Origin of the sequence: Microbispora sp. CSR-4, from assembly GCF_008033685.1 — a bacterium.
Lineage (GTDB): Bacteria > Actinomycetota > Actinomycetes > Streptosporangiales > Streptosporangiaceae > Microbispora.
The window spans coordinates 1-19,326 of sequence record NZ_VJVX01000061.1 but is presented as its reverse complement, the minus strand read 5'-3'; the positions used below and the strand labels follow the sequence as shown (position 1 = coordinate 19,326).

Genomic DNA, 19,326 nt, shown 5'->3' with positions numbered 1-19,326 from the left:
ACACAGGGTGACGCGTCGCACAGGGGAAGGACCCGGGGCCGTGTGCGTCCCGGGCCGCCGCATCAGGGAAGGATGAGCATGACGGATACGACACGCCGGGCCGTGATCTTCGGTGCCGGAGGCGCCGGGCTGGCCGTGGCGCTGAGCGCGTGCGGCGCCTCCGGTGACACGACGGCGTCGGCGGACCAGGGCGGTGCGCAGGACGGCCAGGACCAGGCGGCGCAGGGCGGGGGCGAGCTCGCGAAGACCTCCGACATCCCCGAGGGGGGCGGCAAGGTCTTCAAGGACCAGGACGTCGTGGTCACGCAGCCTGCGGCCGGCGAGTTCAAGGCGTTCAGCGCGACCTGCACCCATCAGGGCTGCCCGGTCGCCAGCGTCTCGAACAACGAGATCGTCTGCCCGTGCCACGGCAGCAGGTTCAGCGCCAAGGACGGCTCCGTGACGAACGGCCCGGCGGCCAGGCCGCTCGCCGAGCGGAAGATCACGGTGAGCGGCGACAGCATCACCCTCGCCTGACAAGGGCTGCCGGACCCGCTCGTCCGGGTTCGCCTGTCTGGGCTCGGTGCTCACGCTCGATGTCCGGGCTCGATGTCCGGGCTCGATGTCCGGGCCTGCCGTTCGGGCCCGATGTCGGGACCGACTGGTCGGCCTCGTGCCTCGCGGCCGACGGCGAGAGCACTCACTCGTCTGAGGGTGCCAAGGGACACCGCCGCCCGTCATCGCGCGGAAGCCGGTGCGATGGCGGGCGGCACGTCATGCAAGGCGTCAGGGGGCGATTGTGAACGGCTCGCCGACCGGTCGGGTGAGTTTGGCGGCCACGGCGTCGAGAACCCAGTCGAGGCCGGTCGCGAAGGACGCCTCGGGCTCCACCTCCGTGCCGTCGTGCACGAACTTGGTCAGCGCCGGGAAGCGGCCCGTGGCCAGCATCCGCGTCACGTGCGGGCCGGAGGCGTGCTGCCACTCCCGGTCGGACAGGCCCGTGGCGCGCTCGGCCCGCAGGTTCGCGATCTCGCGCCTGATCGCGCCGATGACGTAGGCGTTGACGACTTCCACGGCGCGTATGACGGTGTCGAGGTCGGTGAGGCCGTCGAAGGCGGCCAGCGTGGCCTCGGTCACCGCGAGGGCGTTCGGGCCCAGGGACGGGCGCCCGCCGAGCAGGTCGGCCAGCCATTCGTGACGGAGGCCGGCCTGACGGGTGCGGTGGGCGAGGCCGTGCAGCGCCTCCCGCCAGTCGCCGGGCCGCTCCCCGGGGAGGATCTCGGCGTACACCTCGTCCACCATGAGGTCGAACAGCTCCTCCTTGGTGGAGATGTATCCGTACAGCCGCATCGGGCCGACGTCCAGCCGGGCGGCGACCTTGCGCAACGACACTGCCTCCAGCCCGCCCTCGTCGGCCAGCGCGATGGCGGCGGCGACGATCCGCCCCCGGTCGAGCGGCGCGGGCCGAGTCGGCGGCTCCGGCCGGTCCCACACAGTCATGCGTACATCGTACTGTTGCGATACGCCGTCTCGTCAAAATACAGTGTATCGACATGAGACAACGTATCGCCGTTATCGGCGCCGGTCCCGCCGGCCTCACCTTCGCCCGCGTCCTGCACCGTCATGATCACCCCGTCACCGTCTTCGAACGCGATCCCGCCCCCGACGCCCGCCCCCAGGGCGGCACGCTCGACCTGCACAGAAATCTCGGCCAGCTCGCGATGAGCAAGGCGGGACTGCTGGAGGAGTTCCAGGCGCTGTCCCGTCCCGAGGGGCAGGCCATGCGCATCCTGGACACGGACGGGACCGTCCTGCGTGACTGGCCGCACAATCCGGATGACGACGCCAATCCCGAGATCGACCGCGGGCGGCTCCGCGACCTGCTGCTCGGTTCCCTGGACGTCCAGTGGGGACGGGGCGTGACGGAGGTGGTGCCGGGCACCCCGGACGGCGTGCTGGTCCGTTTCGCGGACGGGCGGCAGGAGACGTTCGACCTCGTGGCCGGCGCGGACGGCGCCTGGTCTCGGGTCCGCCCGGCGGTCTCGTCCGTGACGCCGCATTACACCGGCGTCACCACCGTCGAGACCTCGATCGACGACGTCGACGTCCGCCACCCCGGCCTCGCGCGGCTGATCGGCGACGGTTCGGTCGCCGTGTACGGCGTGAACCGCGGCGTCGTCGCCCAGCGCAACAGCGGCGGCCACGTCAAGGTGTACGCCCAGTTCCGTGCGCCGCTGGACTGGCACGCGAACCCGGACGCGAACCCGGACGCGGGGCCGGACCAGGCCGGCGCCGAGACCCTGCGTTCGCGCGTGCTGGCGCTGTTCGACGGCTGGTCCGCTCCCGTCCTCGACCTTCTCCGTCACGGCACCGCGTTCGTCCACCGACCTCTGTACGTCCTGCCCGTGGGGCACACCTGGGCCCACGTCCGCGGGGTGACGCTGCTGGGCGATGCCGCCCATCTGATGCCCCCGCTGGGTGTGGGCGCGAACCTCGCGATGCTGGAGGGCGCCGAACTCGCCGAGGCCGTCGCCACCGCCTCCGGCCACGACGATCTCGACAGGGTCGTGCGCGCCTTCGAGGAGCAGATGTGGGCGCGGGCCGGCAGGTGGGCGAAGTTCGCGACGGCCGGTCTGGAACGCCTCGTGAGCCCGGATCCTGCCGACGCCATCGCCCTCTTCGACGAGGTCAACGCGTCCTGACCGCCGGTCGATCGCGGGCGGAGGCGCGCCGGCACCGCGCACGGCTGCACAGGTGCCCCGCAGCCGGAGCCGGCTGACGTGACATCCGTGATCTACGGCGTAAAGGCCGTGGCCCGGCTCCGCCGGGGACGGCGGGATTGTCGGCGTGGACCAGTAGTCTTTGGGTGTGGCGGATCCGGCAACTTATCGACCGGCGCCCGGATCGATCCCTGAGTCGCCAGGCGTCTATCGCTTCCGCGACCCGGGCGGCCGGGTGATCTACGTAGGCAAGGCGAAGAGCCTGCGGCAACGGCTCAACTCCTACTTCGCGGACTTCGCCGGCCTGCACCCGCGGACGCAGACCATGCTGACGACCGCGGCGTCCGTGGACTGGACGGTGGTCGGCACCGAGGTCGAGGCGCTCCAGCTCGAATACTCCTGGATCAAGGAGTTCGACCCCCGGTTCAACGTCAAGTATCGCGACGACAAGTCGTACCCGTACCTGGCCGTGACGATGGGGGAGGACTTCCCCCGGGTGCAGGTGATGCGCGGGGCCAAGCGGAAGGGCGCCCGATATTTCGGGCCCTACTCGCACGCCTGGGCCATCCGGGAGACCGTCGACCTGCTGCTGCGCGTCTTCCCCGTACGGACCTGCTCGGCGGGAGTCTTCAAGCGGGCGGGGCAGATCGGGCGACCCTGCCTGCTGGGATACATCGACAAGTGCTCCGCGCCCTGCGTCGGCCGGGTCACCCCCGAGGAGCATCGGGCCCTCGCCGAGGACTTCTGCGACTTCATGGCCGGCAACACCGGCCGCTTCATCAAGCGGCTGGAGCGCGAGATGCGCGAGGCGGCGGCCGTGGAGGAGTACGAGCGGGCCGCGCGGCTGCGCGACGACATCCAGGCGCTGCAACGGGCCCTGGAGAAGCAGACCGTCGTGCTCGGCGACGACACCGACTGCGACGTGATCGCCCTGGCCGAGGACCCGCTTGAGGCGGCGGTCCAGGTCTTCTACGTGCGTGGCGGCCGGATCCGCGGGCAGCGCGGCTGGGTGGTCGACAAGGTCGAGGAGGCCACCCCCGGCGAGCTGGTGGAGCAGTTCCTGCTGCAGATGTACGGCGAGGCGACGATTCCCCGCGAGATCCTCGTGCCCGCGCGGCCCCCGGACGAGGCCGCGCTGATCGAGCTGCTGAGCGAGCAGCGGGGCTCCCGCGTCGACCTGCGAGTTCCCCAGCGCGGCGACAAGAAGAGCCTCATGGAGACGGTGGAGCGCAACGCCAAGGAGTCACTCGCCCAGCACAAGCTGCGCCGCGCGAGCGACCTGACCACGCGCAGCCGGGCCCTGCAGGAGATCGCCGACGCCCTCGACCTCGACCAGGCGCCGCTGCGCATCGAGTGTTACGACGTGTCGCACATCCAGGGCGAGAACGTCGTGGCCTCGATGGTGGTCTTCGAGGACGGCCTGGCCCGCAAGAGCGAATACCGCCGCTTCTCCATCAGGAGCACGGAAGGCGATGTGGCCTCGATCTACGAGGTCATCTGCCGGCGCTTCAAGCGCTACCTGGAGGAGCGGGCGGCGACCGGCGAGCTGGACGCCGAGACGGACGACGAGGCAGGGCGCGACGTGGCACGGCCCGGCGCGGCGGTGAACGGCGTGGCCGCGAATGGCGCGGTGCGCGATGGAGCAGGGCCCGCCGCGGCGGCGCGCGATGGAGCAGGGCCCGCCGCGGCAGCGCGCGATGAAGCAGGGGGCGGCGAGGACGAGGACGACGCGGGCGAGCCCGACGCGAACGGATACGGATCGGCCGGGCGCGGTGGCGCGGCGACGCCGATCGACCCGGAGACCGGCCGGCCCCGCAAGTTCGCCTACCCGCCCAACCTCGTTGTGGTGGACGGCGGCCCCGCGCAGGCGGCGGCGGCCCAGCGTGCTCTGGACGAGCTCGGGATCGACGACATCGCCGTGTGCGGGCTGGCCAAGCGGCTGGAGGAGGTCTGGCTGCCCGGTGACGACCAGCCGGTGATCCTTCCGCGCAGCAGCGAGGGTCTTTACCTGTTACAACGCGTCCGTGACGAAGCACACAGGTTCGCTATCACCTACCATCGGACGAAGAGGTCGAAATCGCTCAAGGAGAGCGCGCTCGACCACGTGCCGGGTCTCGGCCCGGCACGCCGTCAGGCACTGTTGCGGCACTTCGGCTCGGTGAAGCGGCTGCGGGAGGCGAGCGCGGAGGAGATTCGCGAGGTCCCCGGCATCGGCCGTGCGACCGCCGAGGCCATCGTCGCGGCGCTGCGCGGTGAGAGCCCGTCCCCCGCGGGGCAGGGGTCCTGAGGTGCTCGCGCGAGCACCCCGGCGTGTCCCGCGCAAGCCTGAGCAGAAGGCCACGGCGGAAAGCCGGGGCGGAATGCAGGAGGCGCGGCAGGCCGGGCCAGGCCGGGCCAGGCCGGGGCAGACGGCAGGGCCGGCAGGCCCGGGAAGATGGCAGGGCGCAGCGGGCCAGGCCGGGCAGAGGGCGGGATGCGGCAGGCAGGGCGCGTCGGAGTCGCCCGGCGTGGCGGTGGCGCGATCAGGTGAAGAGGTGTCATGCTCCGGCACCAGAGGTCCCTCCCCCGGGGAGCGGGCCCGGTCCCCGGCGTACGGGCCGGCCATTCCGGCGTGGGCGGCGGACGACGGACGGGGCCGGCCGGGCGGCGGACGGGGCTGACGTTGGGCGGGCTGACATGAGTGGGCTGACATGGGCGGCAAGGCGGTGAGCGGGCGATGAGCACGACTGAGCCGGCATTCGTGGTGATCACCGGAATGTCGGGGGCGGGGCGCAGCACCGCTGCGAAGGCCCTGGAGGACCTCGGCTGGTTCGTGATCGACAACCTGCCGCCGGGGCTGCTGTCCTCGCTCGCCGAGGAGGCGGGCCGGGTGAACATGGCGACCGACCGCGTCGCCGCCGTGGTCGACGTGCGCAGCCTCGCCTTCACCACCGACCTGAACGCGGCGATCGAGGAGCTCGACGGGCGCGGTGTCGGCGTCCGCGTGGTGTTCCTCGAGGCCAGCGACGAGGAGCTGGTCCGCAGGTTCGAGAACGTGCGGCGTCCCCACCCCCTCCAGGGCGACGGGCGGCTGGTCGACGGCATCGACCGCGAGCGCGGCATCCTGCGCGAGGTCCGCGCCAACGCCGACCTCGTCATCGACACGTCCCTGCTGAACGTCCACGAGCTCCGCAAGAAGATCGTGTCGTTCTTCGGCGGCGAGGACCGCCCGGGGCTGAAGGTGAACGTGGTGTCCTTCGGCTACAAGTACGGCCTGCCGGTCGACGCCGATCTCGTCGTGGACTGCCGGTTCCTGCCCAATCCCCACTGGGTGCCGGAACTGCGGCACATGACCGGGCTCGACGCCCCCGTGCGCGATTATGTGCTCGGTCAGCCCGGGGCCAAGGAGTTCCTCGACGGATACGAGGAGGTCTTCGGCATCGTCGCCGCCGGGTATGCGCGTGAGGGCAAGGGGTACGCCACTCTCGCGGTGGGCTGCACCGGAGGCAAGCACCGCAGCGTCGCGATGGCCGAGCAGCTCGGCGCCCGTCTGCGTGAGCGCGGCATGGACGTCCAGGTCAGCCACCGGGACACGGGCCGCGAGTGACGGCCCCCGCCCGGGCCGCCGGCCGGGCCTTCCGCCGGTCCGGGGGCGCGACCGCGTACGGCAAGCTCCGGCCGGCGCCGGGGCCGGGCCGATCAGCACGACATGAGCGCCACGGCTCCGCAGGGCGGTGCTCGTGGCGAGGCGAGGAGGACGATGAAGGATTCCGCCCCGGAAGAACCCGCGGACCCCTCCGTCCCCGATCAGCCAGGGAAATCCCCCACATCCATCCCCACCCCCGGCAGGCCGATGTTTCCCCCGAACCCCGCAACCGCCGTGAGGGGCCCCAAAGTCGTCGCGCTCGGCGGCGGCCATGGCCTGTACGCCTCCCTGTCGGCCCTCAGGACCGTCACGGACGACCTGACGGCGGTGGTGACGGTCGCCGACGACGGCGGCTCCAGCGGCCGTCTCCGGCGCGAGCTGGGGGTCCTGCCGCCCGGTGACCTGCGGATGGCGCTCGCGGCCCTGTGCGGCGACGACGAGTGGGGCCAGACCTGGAGCGAGGTCGTCCAGCACCGTTTCAGGAGCGAGGGGGAGCTGCACGGGCACGCCGTCGGCAACCTCCTCATCGTCGCGCTCTGGGAGCTGCTCGAAGACCCTGTCGTGGGCCTGGAATGGGTGGGCCGGCTGCTCGGCGCGCACGGCCGGGTGCTGCCCATGGCGTCCGTGCCGCTCGACATCCAGGCGGAGGTCGAGCTGGACGGCACGATCACGACGGTGCGCGGGCAGGTCGCCTGCGCGCTGACGCCCGGGCGGGTGCGCTCGATCTCGCTGCTGCCGTCCGACCCGCCCGCCTGCCCCCAGGCGATCGAGGCGATCGAGGCGGCCGACTGGGTGGTGTTCGGGCCGGGCTCATGGTTCACCAGCGTGCTGCCGCACCTGAAGGTGCCCGAGCTCGCCCGGGCGCTGCACGAGACGAGCGCCAGGCGGCTGGTGATCCTCAACCTCGCGCCGCAGGCGGGGGAGACCGACGGCTTCTCTCCGGAACGGCACCTGGAGGTGCTCAGGGAGCACGCCCCCGCACTGGTGGTCGACGCGGTGATCGCCGACGACGATGTGGTCGCCGACCCGGGCGCGCTGGAGAAGGCGGCGGGGTCGATGGGCGGGCGTGTCGTTTTGGCCGATGTGGCCGCCCATGACGGATCTGCGCGGCACGACGGACCACGTCTTGCCGCTGTCCTGGATGAGATTTTCCGTGAGAAGCGGTGATTGCGTGCTCGTCAGGTGCGAGAGACTGACGGGCAGAGTCTGTCTGGGGGAGGACACGAGCTGATGGCCATGACGGGTGTGGTGAAAGACGAGCTGAGCCGCCTTCCGGTGCTCAAGCCCTGCTGCCGCAAGGCGGAGGTTTCGACCCTGCTGCGGTTCGCCAGCGGGCTGCACCTGGTGGGCGGGCGCATCGTGATCGAGGCCGAGCTCGACACCAACGCCACCGCCCGCAGGCTGATCAAGGACATCGGCGAGGTCTTCGGGCACAAGGCCGAGGTGCTGGTCCTGGCCCCCGCCGGTCTCCGCAAGGGCTCGCGCTACGTCGTGCGCGTCTACAAGGACGGCGAGGCGCTGGCCCGGCAGACCGGCCTCATCGACAACCACGGCCGGCCCGTACGCGGTCTGCCCCGGCAGGTCGTGTCCGGGGCCACCTGCGACGCGGAGGCGGCGTGGCGGGGCGCGTTCCTCGCGCACGGCTCGCTGACCGAGCCCGGCCGGTCGATGTCGCTGGAGGTGACCTGCCCCGGGCCGGAGGCGGCGCTGGCCCTGGTCGGCTCGGCCCGGCGGCTGAAGATCCACGCCAAGGCCCGCGAGGTGCGCGGCGTCGACCGCGTGGTCGTGCGCGACGGCGACGCGATCAGCGCGCTGCTGACCCGGCTCGGCGCCCACGACAGCGTGCTGGCCTGGGAGGAGCGGCGGATGCGCCGCGAGGTGCGGGCCACCGCCAACCGCCTGGCCAACTTCGACGACGCCAACCTGCGCAGGTCGGCCAGGGCGGCCGTCGCCGCCGGCGCGAGGGTGCAGCGGGCGCTGGAGATCCTCGGCGACGACGCCCCCGAGCACCTGGTGATCGCCGGGCGGCTGCGGGTGGAGCACAAGCAGGCGTCGCTGGAGGAGCTCGGCCAGATCGCCGACCCGCCGCTGACCAAGGACGCCATCGCCGGGCGCATCCGGCGGCTGCTCGCGATGGCCGACAAGCGAGCCCAGGACCTCGGCATCGCCAACACCGAGGCGAACCTCACCGCCGACATGCTGGCGCAGTAGCCCGCGGAGGGCGTGAGCAGGCCCGGGCGGCCGGGCCGGTGCGCCGTCCCGCCCTTCCCGTCGCACCGCCCCACGCCTGGTTGTGAGCCCTGTTCGCGTGCCCTGTTCGTGTGCCCTGTTCGTGTGCCCCGTTCGTGTGCCCTGTTCGTGTGCCCGCTCATGGGCCCCGGGGAGGGGGCGCCGAGGGGGTGTGGCGGGGCCGCCGCGGCGCGGGAAGGGCCCGTTCACCGGCTCGTCCTGCCTGACACGCCGTCAAAGAGCGGCCCGGTGGTCTACACCAATTTGGGTCCGATAAGGTCTGTCATTGAGGTTTAACACAGCCCTGGCGCCGGTACGCCGGCGCACGACGTACGAGGAGATCGGATCCGTGAGCATCCGCGTAGGCGTCAACGGCTTCGGCCGTATCGGCCGTAACTTCTGGCGCGCTGTGGCGGCCAGCGGCAAGGACATCGAGGTCGTCGCCGTCAACGACCTCACCGACAACGCCACGCTGGCCCACCTGCTGAAGTACGACAGCATCCTGGGCCGCCTGCCGTACGAGGTGAAGGCCTCGGCGGACGAGATCACCGTTGACGGCAAGGCGATCAAGGCGTTCGCCGAGCGCGACCCTGCCAAGCTGCCCTGGGGCGACCTGGGCGTGGACGTCGTCGTCGAGTCGACCGGTCTGTTCACCGACGCCACCAAGGCCAAGGTGCACGCCGACAACGGCGCGAAGAAGGTCATCATCTCCGCTCCGGCGAAGAACGAAGACGTGACGATCGTCATGGGCGTCAACCACGAGAAGTACGACGCGGCCGCTCACACGATCATCTCCAACGCCTCCTGCACCACCAACTGCCTGGCCCCGATGGCCAAGGTCATCAACGACACCTTCGGCATCGAGAAGGGTCTGATGACCACCATCCACGCCTACACGCAGGACCAGAACCTGCAGGACGGCCCGCACAAGGACCTGCGCCGCGCCCGCGCCGCCGCGCTGAACATCGTCCCGACCTCCACCGGCGCCGCCAAGGCCATCGGCCTGGTCCTGCCGGAGCTGAAGGGCAAGCTCGACGGTTACGCGCTGCGCGTGCCGATCCCGACGGGCTCGGCCACCGACCTCACGGTCGAGGTCGGCCGCGAGACCACCGTCGAGGAGGTCAACGCCGCGCTCAAGGCCGCCGCCGAGGGCTCGCTCAAGGGCTACCTCAGCTACACCGAGGACGAGATCGTCTCCAGCGACATCGTCACCGACCCGTCGTCCTGCATCTTCGACGCCGGCCTCACCAAGGTCATCGGCAACCAGGTCAAGGTCGTCGGCTGGTACGACAACGAGTGGGGCTACTCCAACCGCCTCGTGGACCTCATCGAGTACGTGGGCGCCTCCCTCTGATGATCGGAATCGACGAGCTCGACGTGAAGGGCCGGCGCGTGTTCGTGCGCGCCGACCTCAACGTCCCCCTCGACGGGGAGACGATCACCGACGACGGTCGCATCCGGGCGTCGGTGCCGACGATCAAGAAGCTGGTCGAGCGCGGCGCGAAGGTCATCGTCGCCGCCCACCTCGGCCGCCCCAAGGGCTCCGTCACGCCGAAGTACTCGCTCGCCCCGGTCTCCCGGCGGCTGGCCGAGCTGCTCGGCCAGGACGTGGCGTTCGCCACCGACGTGGTCGGCGAGTCCGCGCAGAGCGTGGTGGCGGGTCTGCAGGACGGGCAGGTCGCCCTCCTGGAGAACCTGCGCTTCGAGCCGGGTGAGGAGTCCAAGGACGACGCGGTCAGGGGCGAGTTCGCCGACAAGCTGGCCGCCCTCGCCGAGCTGTACGTCGGCGACGGCTTCGGCGCGGTGCACCGCAAGCACGCCAGCGTCTACGACCTGCCCAAGCGGCTGCCGCACGCGGCGGGCGACCTGATCCTCGCCGAGGTCGAGGTGCTGCGCAAGCTCACCGAGGACCCGGCCAGGCCGTACGTCGTCGTGCTGGGCGGCGCGAAGGTCTCCGACAAGCTCGGCGTCATCGCGAACCTGCTGTCCAAGGTCGACCGCCTGCTCATCGGCGGCGGCATGGCCTACACGTTCCTGAAGTCCCAGGGACACGAGGTGGGCAAGTCGCTGCTGCAGGAGGACCAGATCGACCAGGTCAAGGGCTTCCTCGAAGAGGCGGCCTCGCGCGGGGTCGAGCTGGTGCTGCCGGTGGACGTGCTGGCCGCCACGGAGTTCGGCCCCGACGCGCCGTACGAGGTCGTGGACGCCACCGCGATCCCGGCCGACCGCGAGGGCCTGGACATCGGCCCCCGCACCCGTGAGCTGTTCGCCTCCAAACTGGCCGACGCGCAGACCGTGTTCTGGAACGGCCCGATGGGCGTGTTCGAGTTCGACGCGTTCTCCGGCGGCACCCGCGCGGTGGCCGAGGCGCTGGTGAACTCCAAGGCGTTCACCGTGGTCGGCGGCGGCGACTCGGCGGCGGCCGTGCGCAGGCTCGGCCTGCCCGAGGACGGCTTCTCGCACATTTCCACCGGTGGCGGCGCGAGCCTCGAGTATCTCGAAGGCAAGACGCTGCCCGGACTCGCGGCGCTGGAGGAGTAGATGGCCCGCAAGCCGCTGTTCGCCGGCAACTGGAAGATGAACCTCAACCACCTTGAGGCCATCAACCTGGTGCAGAAGCTGGCGTTCACGCTCACCGACCGCGACTACGACAAGGCGGACGTCGCGGTCATCCCGCCGTTCACCGCCCTGCGCAGCGTGCAGACGCTCGTGGACGCCGACAAGCTCCGCATCGCCTACGGCGCCCAGGACCTGTCGGCGCACGACTCCGGCGCGTACACCGGGGAGATCTCCGGGGCCATGCTGGCCAAGCTCGGCTGCACGTACGTGCTTGTGGGGCACTCGGAGCGGCGGCAGTACCACGGCGAGGACGAGGCGCTGTGCAACGCCAAGGTCAAGGCCGCCTACCGGCACTCGCTGACGCCCATCCTGTGTGTGGGCGAGGGGCTGCCGGTGCGCCAGGAGGGCCGGCACGTCGAGCACACGCTGGCGCAGCTCGACGGTGCGCTGGAGGGCGTGCCCGCCGAGCAGGTGAAGTCCATCGTGATCGCCTATGAGCCGGTCTGGGCGATCGGCACCGGCGAGGTCGCCACGCCGAAGGACGCCCAGGAGGTGTGCGGCGCCATCAGGACGCGACTCGCCGAGCTTTACGGTGACGATGTGGCCTCTGTTGTCCGTATCCTTTACGGTGGCTCGGTGAAGTCGGACAACGTCGCCGGCATCATGGCGGAGACCGACATCGACGGCGCCCTCGTGGGAGGGGCCAGCCTCGACGCGGGAGAATTCGCCAAGATCTGCCGATTTGGCGAGTCCGCCGGTTAGCTGAGCCGTTTGGGGGGTGCGACTTGACATCAGGACGTACCCTCGAAGAACACAATTGAATCGTCACGCCGATGGCACATCGTGCATCCGCACGTCGGTGACATCGTGCACACGCGTCGTGCACGCCCGGACATAGGAACAGGTCTACGGTGACAATCGGAATCTCCATCGCCCTCATCCTGTCGAGCGCTCTGATGGTGCTGCTCGTCCTGCTCCACAAGGGCAAGGGCGGCGGCCTGTCCGACCTGTTCGGAGGCGGGTTCTCGTCCTCCTTCGGCGGTTCGTCGGTGGTGGAGCGTAACCTGGACCGTCTCACCATCATCACCGGCATCGTCTGGTTCGTCTGCATCATCGCGCTGGGCCTGCTGCTCAAGCCGTAGCGGACGGCCTCCGGCCACGCGTGACAGAGATTCACCTCCCCCCGTCCGCGGGGCGATCGAGCAAGGAGTTCATCGGTGGGTAGTGGCAACGCGATCCGTGGCAGCCGAGTCGGCGCCGGCCCCATGGGAGAGGCCGAACGCGGCGAGGCCGCCCCCCGTGTGCGGGTCTCGTTCTGGTGCGCGAACATGCACGAGACGCGCCCGAGCTTCGCCAGCGACGCGGCCGTTCCCGAGTTCTGGGACTGCCCGCGGTGCGGCCTGCCGGCCGGGCAGGACCAGTCGAACCCGCCTGCTCCGCCGAAGAACGAGCCGTACAAGACGCACCTCGCGTACGTGAAGGAGCGCCGCAGCGACAAGGACGGCGCGCAGATCCTCGCCGAGGCGCTGGAGCGGCTGCGCTCCTCCTCCCGCCCGATCTACTGATCCGGACACCCGTGTAGGCCCTTTCCGCTCAGGCGGGGAGGGCCTTTCACATGTCCGCGGGCTCCCGCTCGGCGGCGCGGTAAGCGGCCGTGGCGATGTGGGCGGATGTGGGCGGATGTGGGCGAACGAGTGGTCGAGCGGGCCGGCGTCGCCGGTGGTTCCAGGCCGGCCCGCTCGTTCCGGTCATCCGCCGTGCACGGGCTCGCCGTCGAGGAACGTCATGACGACCTTGGTGGTCCAGATGTCCTTCGGGTCGAGGGCGAACGGGTCGCGGTCGAGCACGACGAGGTCGGCCGGGCGGCCCTCCTCGATCACCCCGGCGGGCGAGCGGTTGATCCAGGCCGATCCCTCGGTATAGGCCGTCATGATGGTCCGCAGGTCGAGGCTCTGCTCGGGGAGGAACGGGGTCTGGGCGGTGGGGTAGGTCGCGTGGACGGAACCGCCCGGCTCGGTGCGGTTGACCGCCACGTGCATGGCCTCCAGGGGGTTCGCCGAGGAGACCGGCCAGTCCGAGCCCCCGGCGAACCGGGTGCCGTGCCGTACGAGGTCGGCGAAGGGATACTGCCAGGAGGACCGCTCCTCGCCGAGGAAGGGGATGCACAGCTCGTCCATCTGCAGGTGGTGGGTGGCCCACAGCGCCTGGAGGTTGGCCGTCACCCCGAGCTCGGCGAAGCGCGGCATGTCCTGCGGCGTGATGATCTGCACGTGTGCGACGTGGTGCCGGTTGGCGGGGTCGGTGCCGGTCAGCGCGTCGAGCGCCTCGCGTACGGCCCGCTCACCGATGGCGTGGAAGTGCACCTGGAAGCCCAGGGAGTCGAGCTCCTTGACGTACCCGCCGAGCAGCGCCGGGTCGATGTACGACAGGCCGGTGCCGCCGCAGCGGCAGTAGGGCTCGATGACGGCGGCGGTGAAGTTCTCCGGGATGCCGTCCTGCATGATCTTGACCGAGGTCGCGCGGAACCGGTCCAGGCCCGCGGCGGACGCGCGCCGCTCCACCAGGCTCGGGATCTGCTCGGCGCCCTGCGCGCGGTCCCACCACAGGGCGCCGACCACGCGCGCCTTCAGCCGCCCGGAGGAGGCCGCGGAGATGTAGGTGGGCAGCTGGTCGTCCGACCCGGCGTACGACCCGACGATGGCGTCCTGCCAGCCGGTGATGCCCAGCGAGAACAGGTGGGCCTGCGCGTCCATCAGGGCGGCGTCGACGTCGGCCGGCGTGGGGCGGGGCGTGAGCAGGCCGACGAGGTCCATGGCGCCCTCGTGCAGCACGCCGCTCGGCGTGCCGTCCGGGTCGCGCTCGATGCGGCCGTCCGCGGGGTCGGGGGTGTCCTTCGTGATGCCGGCGAGCTCCAGGGCCCGCGTGTTGACCCAGGCGGCGTGGTGGTCGCGCTGCACGAAGTACGCCGGGCGGTCGAGGAAGTCGAGCTGCGACCGGTGGGGGAGGCCGCCGGGGAAGGCCGACATGTCCCAGCCGCCGCCGTCGATCCACGCCTTCTCCGGATTTCTCGTGGCATAGTCGGCGATCTTCGCGGTGTAGGCGTCGAGTCCGTACACCTCGGCCAGGTCGCACTTGGCCCGCTCGAGCCCGGCCTGCACGGGGTGGATGTGAGCGTCGGTGAACCCCGGCGTCAGCAGGCCGCCGCCGAGGTCCACCGGCTCGGCGTCCGGCGCGAGCCGTACGAGGTCGGACTCGGCGCCGACGGCGGCGATGACGCCGTCGCGGACGAGGACCGCCTCGGCGAAACCGCCGGGGACGAAGACACGGCCGCCGCGGAACAGGAGGGAGGAGCTCACAAATCAGCCTTTCAGTGCCCGGTGATCTTGTCGGCGATCCTGGCCAGTACGGACGTCCTGGTCATGCCCCTGCGTTCGCGGGCGTCGGCCAGGCGGTAGAGACGGTACATCGAATGGACGCCGAGCCAGCGCAGGGGCTCGGGCTCCCAGGCGCGCACCCGCCGGTCCACCCACGGCATCCGGGTCAGGTCGGTGTCGCGGCGCAGCACCAGGTCGCACAGCGTGCGCCCGGCGAGGTTGGTGGTGGTCACGCCGTGACCCGTGTAGCCGCCCGCCCAGCCGAGGCCGGTGGCCGGGTCCACGTGCACGGCCGAGCACCAGTCACGCGGCACGCCGAGCACGCCCGACCAGGCGTGCTCCACCCGTGACCCGGCGACGGCCGGGAAGAAGGAGACCAGCAGGTCCCACAGGGCGTCCACGGTCCAGTCGTGCGTGTGCCCCCGCTCGTCGACCCTCGATCCGTACAGGTAGGGCCTGCCGCGCCCGCCGAAGGCGATGCGGCCGTCGGCCGTCCGCTGGGCGTACATGTAGTAGTGCGCCATGTCGCCGAGCAGCTCGCGGCCCTGCCAGCCGAGCTCCGCCCAGACCTCCTCGGGCAGCGGCTCGGTGACGATCATGGAGCTGTTCATGGGCAGCCAGTCGCGGCGATGACCGGCGATGGTGGCGGTGAACCCCTCGGTGCAGCGCAGCACGTGGTCCGCCCGCACCGTGCCGTACGGCGTGACCGCCCGGCCCGGCGCGATCTCGGTGACGGGGGTCCGTTCGTAGATCTCGACGCCCAGGTCGCGTACGGCCCGCGCCAGGCCGCGGACGAGCTTGGCCGGCTGGATCCTGGCGCAGTGCGGGCTCCAGGTGGCCCCGGTGGCTCCCGCGATGCGCAGCCGGTCGTTCATCTCGTCGCTGGTCAGCAGCCGGACGTCGCCGGCGTCCCAGCCCCAGGCGCGCTGGCTCGTCAGCTCCTCGCGCAGCCGCAGGTCCTGCGCCGGGCCGCGCGCGACGGTGAGCAGGCCGCCCTTGACGATGTCGGCGTCGATGCCCTCCTCGCGGGCGACACGGATGACCTCGTCGATGGCCTCGAACATCGCGCGCTGCAGCCGCCGGGCGCCGTCCCGTCCGTGGGTCTTCGCGTACCGCTCGGGGGAGCCGGCCAGCGCGCCGGTCAGCCAGCCGCCGTTGCGTCCCGACGCGCCGAACCCGGCGAACTCCTTCTCGAGCACGACGATCCGCAGCGACGGGTCGGCCTTCTTCAGGTAGTAGGCGGTCCACAGCCCCGTGTAGCCCGCGCCGATCACGGCCACGTCGGCCTGCAGGTCGCCGCCCAGGGGCTCTCCGGGGGTGGGCACTCCCGGCGACCGATACCAGAAGGACACCTCGCCGTTGACGAAGCCGGGGGACAGGGGAGCTGTCATGGTGCACATCCTGCTATATCCGTGCTGATCTCGCTATTCGGCGACGGATGCCGTGGAGATCCAGCGGAACACATGCGGATAACCGTAGCTGTAACGTGGCACACCGACAGGAAACGACCGGCTCACCGCCGTGTAGCAAAGGTGTAACAGCGCTCCTGCACCCTGAAGACCAGCACAACGGAGGGGAGCGGGTAGCGATGGGGTTCTTCCGGATCCGTACGACCGTGGACGAGCGGCCCGGGCGGCTGGCGTCGCTGGCGACCGCCCTGGCCGACAAGGGCGGCAACATCCTCGGCCTCTCGGTGCAGCCCGACACGGACGGCACGGTCGACGAGTTCGTCACGGACATCCCCGCCTCCCCCGAGGCCGTACGCGAGGCGCTGGAGGCCGCGGGCGGGCGGCGGGTGCGGATCGTGCCCGCCACCGCGCACGAACTGACCGACGAGCCGACGCGCACACTGCTGCTCGCCGCCCGGCTGCGCACGGCCCCCTGGCGCCTGCCGGAGATCCTGGGCGAGCTGCTGCGCGCCGACGACGCCCGCTGGGTGTACGGCGCGAGCGCCGCGCTCGCGCGCAGCGAGGACGGCGACGGCGACGAGGGGGAGGCTGTCGAACTGCCCGACCCGGGCCTGCTCGTGGTGCCCGTGGCGCCCCGGCGGTCGATCCGGCTGCGCCGCTCCGGGCTCCCGTTCACCCTGACCGAGGCGGCCCGTGCCGCCGCGATGGTGAGGCTGGCGCAGCCGCCGGCCGAACCGTCCGCGGCCGAGGGGCCGGTGCGGCTCGCCGACGGCGCGGAGGTGCAGGTCAAGCCGCTGACCTCGCTCTACCGCGAGGCGCTGCGCGACCTGCACGAGCGATGCTCGCCCGAGACGCGCAGGTTCCGCTACTTCACCGCCAACCCCACCCTTCCGCCCCGCACGTTCGACCGGCTGTGCGACCGGTCCCGCGGCCAGTCGCTCGTCGCGGGGCACGACGGCCAGGTCGTGGCGCTCGCGTCGCTGATGTTCACCGCGGACCCGGGCATCGCGGAGATCGCCTTCCTCGTGGAGGACCGCTGGCAGGGCCGCGGGCTCGGCGGCCGCCTGGCCCGCATGCTCCTCGCCCAGGCCAGGGACCTCGGCTTCGCCGAAGTGCGGGCGACCCTCCTGTACGACAACACGCGCATGCGCAGGCTCTTGAGCTCCCTCGGCGCGACGCTCACCCACACCGAGGACCCTGGTGTGATGGAGACGCGGATCGCCGTGGGCGTGATGGCGACAGCGTCCCCGAGCTGACGCCCTCACGGGTGGTCCTCCTGGTCCGGCGTAGCTCAGGGCGCCGGACCAGGACGGATCGCCCCGGTCTACCGCCGCCCGCCGAACTCCCAGTCGTGCACCTCGATGGCGGCGTACCGGTCCCGGGTCAGGACGGCGCGTGCCGCGTCCGCGTCCGGTGCCCGGACCAGCGCCGCCGTACCCAGCCAGGCGGCGCCGTCGTCGGACAGCAGCGGCCCGTACGCGATCAGTTCGTCCCGATCGGTCGGCGGAACGAGGTCGGCGGCCTCCCCGGAGCCCAGACCCAGCACCAGATATCGGTTGCCGCCGTCCCGGCCGCCGGGAAAGTCCCACATGGTGCGTCCGAGCGCGTTGCGCCACCGCCGTATCATCACGTCCCGATACACCCCGGCCTGATAGTTGGGCTCGTCGAAGGCGAACGCACGCGCGGCGGCGGGATCGGGCAGGTCGACGATGTGCACGCTGCCGGTGGCGATGCCCGCGGCGCGGTCCAGAGTCGGGCCACGGGCGATCAACTCCGCGTCGAACCGGTCCATGTAGGACCAGTGGGCCTCCACCAGCTCCTCGCGCAGCGGGTCCGAGCCGGGCCGATCACGGTGATAACAGAAGAACTCCACGCGACGAGTGCCTATCACAGGGGAACGTCAGGGGGTACACGTGGTCTGTGGACTTCGACGAGGCGGCCGACCGGCTCTACGGCATGGTGCCCGAGGAGTTCACCTCGGCGCGTGACGCGCTGGCCAAGGAAGCGAAGGCGGCGGGGGACGCCGCGCTGGCCAAGCGGATCAAGGCGTTGCGCAAGCCCACCGTGGTCGCCTGGGCCGTCAACCGGACCGCCCGCGAACGGAGCCGGGAGCTCGGGCGGCTGCTCGACCTCGGACGGCGGCTGCGGGACGCCTGGCGCGCCCAGGACGCCGAGGCCCTGGCCGAGGCCGGTCGCGAACGGACCCCACTCGTCGCCCGTCTCGTCCGGTCCGTACGAGAGGAGGCGGAGGCGGCCGGGCATCCGCTGGCTCCGGCGGCCGACCTGGAGATCGAGCAGACCCTCGACGCCGCGGTGGTGGACGAGGACGCGGCCGAGCAGGTGCGCCTGGGCCGGCTGACCCGCCCTCTGAGCTACAGCGGCTTCACTCCCGCCCCTGTCGTGCGACCCGCCCCCGAACCGGCGGCGCGCAGGCAGGCGGCGCCTAAGGCCGGAGGCGACGAAGCGGAGCGGGAACGGCGGGAAGCCGAGCACGAGCGCCGCGTGAAGGAGCTGGAAGACGCCCTCGCCGAGGCCGAGCGGGCCGCCCGGGAGGCGGAGCGGGGCCGCGCCGACTGGGCGGCCGAACGGACGGAGGCCGAGCGCGAGCACGAGCGGCGTACGGCCAAGGTCGAGGCGCTCACGGACAAGCTGGCCAAGGCCAAGGAGAAGCTGAAGTCGGCAGAACACCGGCTGGAAGTCGTCCGCCGCGAGGAGACGAAGGCCGAACGCGCCGCCCGGTCCGCCCGCCAGCGCGCCGACCAGGCCCGTGCCGCCCTCGACGAGGCCCGATCAGGCCCCCCGTAGGGGGTTCTCCCTGCCCTCTTGTCGCCCATCTGTCCACACCTGCCCCTGCTTTGGTCCACAAGCGACACATCCGTCCCTGCCTCTCTTCTCCCGCTGGTGCGATGTGAGGTGCGGTTACTGATGCTTTCTTGTGCTGTGTCCTCAAGGCGAGGCTGCGCTCTCAGGGCGAGGCTGTTGAACGGGCCGGTGTCCGCCGGGCGGCGCCGCACCGCACCACCGCGCCCCGCCCGGCGCCGCGCCGCGCTCGCCCCGCCCGGCGCCGCGCCGCGCCGCGCCCGCCCCGCCCCGCGCCGCGCCGCGTCGACTAGGATCACCGGCACGCGACCGGCCACGCTCCCGAGTTTCGCCAAGCGCAACGCTACGTCTGGCGTCGGCAGACGGTGTGACCGGCCGCGCCGCCGCACCACCGCGCCGCCGCACCACCGCGCCGCCACACCACCGGGCCCACGCCACAGCTCCGCCGCGTCCCAGTCGTTCGCGGCGCTCACCCCCGCACCTCCGGCCTCATTCATGTAGTCGTCGGGCTTGTCCGAGGCGGTGGTAGGTGAAGGCCCAGCGGTCTTCGCCTACGTTGCGGCGGGTGTAGCGGTCGGGGTGCTGGTAGCGGTCGCGGTTGTGGAACTGGC

General features: G+C 71.7%; 17 protein-coding genes. 13 read left to right on the top strand and 4 right to left on the bottom strand.

Annotated elements, in window-relative coordinates:
- The first annotated feature begins 78 nt into the window (after positions 1 to 78).
- On the top strand, positions 79 to 516 hold the full coding sequence (locus FLV34_RS32870; protein WP_142651806.1) for a Rieske (2Fe-2S) protein: 438 nt from the start codon (positions 79 to 81) through the stop codon (positions 514 to 516).
- A gap of 249 nt (positions 517 to 765) precedes the next feature.
- Here FLV34_RS32870 and FLV34_RS32865 read toward each other — a convergent pair whose 3' ends face one another.
- Positions 766 to 1,479: a TetR/AcrR family transcriptional regulator gene (locus FLV34_RS32865; protein ID WP_142651807.1), complete on the bottom strand. Its 714-nt coding sequence runs from the start codon at positions 1,477 to 1,479 to the stop codon at positions 766 to 768.
- 53 nt (positions 1,480 to 1,532) lie between these two features.
- Here FLV34_RS32865 and FLV34_RS32860 point away from each other — a divergent pair, with 53 nt between their 5' ends.
- The 10 genes from FLV34_RS32860 (at position 1,533) to FLV34_RS32815 (ending at position 12,677) form a co-directional block, all read left to right on the top strand.
- Positions 1,533 to 2,681, top strand: coding sequence for an NAD(P)/FAD-dependent oxidoreductase (locus FLV34_RS32860; RefSeq protein WP_147944945.1), 1,149 nt, complete (start codon positions 1,533 to 1,535; stop codon positions 2,679 to 2,681).
- Positions 2,682 to 2,847: 166 nt separating this feature from the next.
- The gene (uvrC, locus tag FLV34_RS32855) at positions 2,848 to 4,986 is read left to right on the top strand and encodes an excinuclease ABC subunit UvrC (protein WP_147944944.1); all 2,139 of its coding nucleotides are present in this window, start codon (positions 2,848 to 2,850) and stop codon (positions 4,984 to 4,986) included.
- A 429-nt stretch (positions 4,987 to 5,415) separates the two neighbouring features.
- Entirely contained in the window at positions 5,416 to 6,285 is an 870-nt protein-coding gene (gene rapZ / locus FLV34_RS32850) for an RNase adapter RapZ (protein WP_142651810.1), read from the top strand.
- A 273-nt stretch (positions 6,286 to 6,558) separates the two neighbouring features.
- Positions 6,559 to 7,491 carry a uridine diphosphate-N-acetylglucosamine-binding protein YvcK gene (yvcK, locus tag FLV34_RS32845; protein WP_260617529.1) on the top strand — a complete coding sequence of 311 codons (933 nt, stop codon included), beginning with the start codon at positions 6,559 to 6,561 and terminating at the stop codon, positions 7,489 to 7,491.
- A 63-nt stretch (positions 7,492 to 7,554) separates the two neighbouring features.
- The gene (gene whiA / locus FLV34_RS32840) at positions 7,555 to 8,535 is read left to right on the top strand and encodes a DNA-binding protein WhiA (protein ID WP_079319876.1); all 981 of its coding nucleotides are present in this window, start codon (positions 7,555 to 7,557) and stop codon (positions 8,533 to 8,535) included.
- Between the two features lie 367 nt (positions 8,536 to 8,902).
- Positions 8,903 to 9,907 (top strand): type I glyceraldehyde-3-phosphate dehydrogenase, encoded by a 1,005-nt coding sequence (gap, locus tag FLV34_RS32835; RefSeq protein WP_142651811.1) that lies wholly within the window; start codon positions 8,903 to 8,905, stop codon positions 9,905 to 9,907.
- On the top strand, positions 9,907 to 11,094 hold the full coding sequence (gene pgk / locus FLV34_RS32830) for a phosphoglycerate kinase (protein WP_142651812.1): 1,188 nt from the start codon (positions 9,907 to 9,909) through the stop codon (positions 11,092 to 11,094). Before gap ends, pgk begins: the two co-directional genes overlap by 1 nt.
- Positions 11,095 to 11,874, top strand: coding sequence for a triose-phosphate isomerase (gene tpiA, locus FLV34_RS32825; RefSeq protein ID WP_142651813.1), 780 nt, complete (start codon positions 11,095 to 11,097; stop codon positions 11,872 to 11,874).
- Between the two features lie 149 nt (positions 11,875 to 12,023).
- Positions 12,024 to 12,254 carry a preprotein translocase subunit SecG gene (gene secG / locus FLV34_RS32820; RefSeq protein WP_076441471.1) on the top strand — a complete coding sequence of 77 codons (231 nt, stop codon included), beginning with the start codon at positions 12,024 to 12,026 and terminating at the stop codon, positions 12,252 to 12,254.
- 75 nt (positions 12,255 to 12,329) lie between these two features.
- Positions 12,330 to 12,677, top strand: a complete 348-nt coding sequence (locus FLV34_RS32815) for an RNA polymerase-binding protein RbpA (RefSeq protein ID WP_079319880.1) — start codon at positions 12,330 to 12,332, stop codon at positions 12,675 to 12,677.
- A 183-nt stretch (positions 12,678 to 12,860) separates the two neighbouring features.
- On the opposite strand, the gene FLV34_RS32810 is transcribed toward FLV34_RS32815, so the two are convergent.
- Both FLV34_RS32810 and FLV34_RS32805 read right to left on the bottom strand, forming a co-directional pair.
- Positions 12,861 to 14,468: an amidohydrolase gene (locus tag FLV34_RS32810; RefSeq protein ID WP_147944943.1), complete on the bottom strand. Its 1,608-nt coding sequence runs from the start codon at positions 14,466 to 14,468 to the stop codon at positions 12,861 to 12,863.
- Between the two features lie 11 nt (positions 14,469 to 14,479).
- The gene (locus FLV34_RS32805; protein ID WP_147944942.1) at positions 14,480 to 15,877 is read right to left on the bottom strand and encodes an FAD-binding oxidoreductase; all 1,398 of its coding nucleotides are present in this window, start codon (positions 15,875 to 15,877) and stop codon (positions 14,480 to 14,482) included.
- 197 nt (positions 15,878 to 16,074) lie between these two features.
- On the opposite strand from FLV34_RS32805, the gene FLV34_RS32800 reads away from it, so the two are divergent.
- Positions 16,075 to 17,151 carry a GNAT family N-acetyltransferase gene (locus tag FLV34_RS32800; RefSeq protein WP_147944941.1) on the top strand — a complete coding sequence of 359 codons (1,077 nt, stop codon included), beginning with the start codon at positions 16,075 to 16,077 and terminating at the stop codon, positions 17,149 to 17,151.
- Between the two features lie 68 nt (positions 17,152 to 17,219).
- On the opposite strand, the gene FLV34_RS32795 is transcribed toward FLV34_RS32800, so the two are convergent.
- On the bottom strand, positions 17,220 to 17,768 hold the full coding sequence (locus FLV34_RS32795) for a YciI family protein (RefSeq protein WP_142651817.1): 549 nt from the start codon (positions 17,766 to 17,768) through the stop codon (positions 17,220 to 17,222).
- A 47-nt stretch (positions 17,769 to 17,815) separates the two neighbouring features.
- On the opposite strand from FLV34_RS32795, the gene FLV34_RS32790 reads away from it, so the two are divergent.
- On the top strand, positions 17,816 to 18,700 hold the full coding sequence (locus tag FLV34_RS32790; RefSeq protein ID WP_147944940.1) for a hypothetical protein: 885 nt from the start codon (positions 17,816 to 17,818) through the stop codon (positions 18,698 to 18,700).
- Positions 18,701 to 19,326 lie beyond the last annotated feature (626 nt).

Excerpts from the sequence above, each read along its gene's own strand:
- FLV34_RS32800 (WP_147944941.1), top strand. The coding sequence starts at position 16,075 with ATGGGGTTCTTCCGGATCCGTACGACCGTGGACGAGCGGCCCGGGCGG.
- tpiA (WP_142651813.1), top strand. The coding sequence starts at position 11,095 with ATGGCCCGCAAGCCGCTGTTCGCCGGCAACTGGAAGATGAACCTCAAC.
- whiA (WP_079319876.1), top strand. The coding sequence starts at position 7,555 with ATGGCCATGACGGGTGTGGTGAAAGACGAGCTGAGCCGCCTTCCGGTG.
- FLV34_RS32865 (WP_142651807.1), bottom strand. The coding sequence starts at position 1,479 with ATGACTGTGTGGGACCGGCCGGAGCCGCCGACTCGGCCCGCGCCGCTC.
- pgk (WP_142651812.1), top strand. The coding sequence starts at position 9,907 with ATGATCGGAATCGACGAGCTCGACGTGAAGGGCCGGCGCGTGTTCGTG.
- FLV34_RS32870 (WP_142651806.1), top strand. The coding sequence starts at position 79 with ATGACGGATACGACACGCCGGGCCGTGATCTTCGGTGCCGGAGGCGCC.
- rapZ (WP_142651810.1), top strand. The coding sequence starts at position 5,416 with ATGAGCACGACTGAGCCGGCATTCGTGGTGATCACCGGAATGTCGGGG.
- FLV34_RS32860 (WP_147944945.1), top strand. The coding sequence starts at position 1,533 with ATGAGACAACGTATCGCCGTTATCGGCGCCGGTCCCGCCGGCCTCACC.
- FLV34_RS32805 (WP_147944942.1), bottom strand. The coding sequence starts at position 15,877 with ATGACAGCTCCCCTGTCCCCCGGCTTCGTCAACGGCGAGGTGTCCTTC.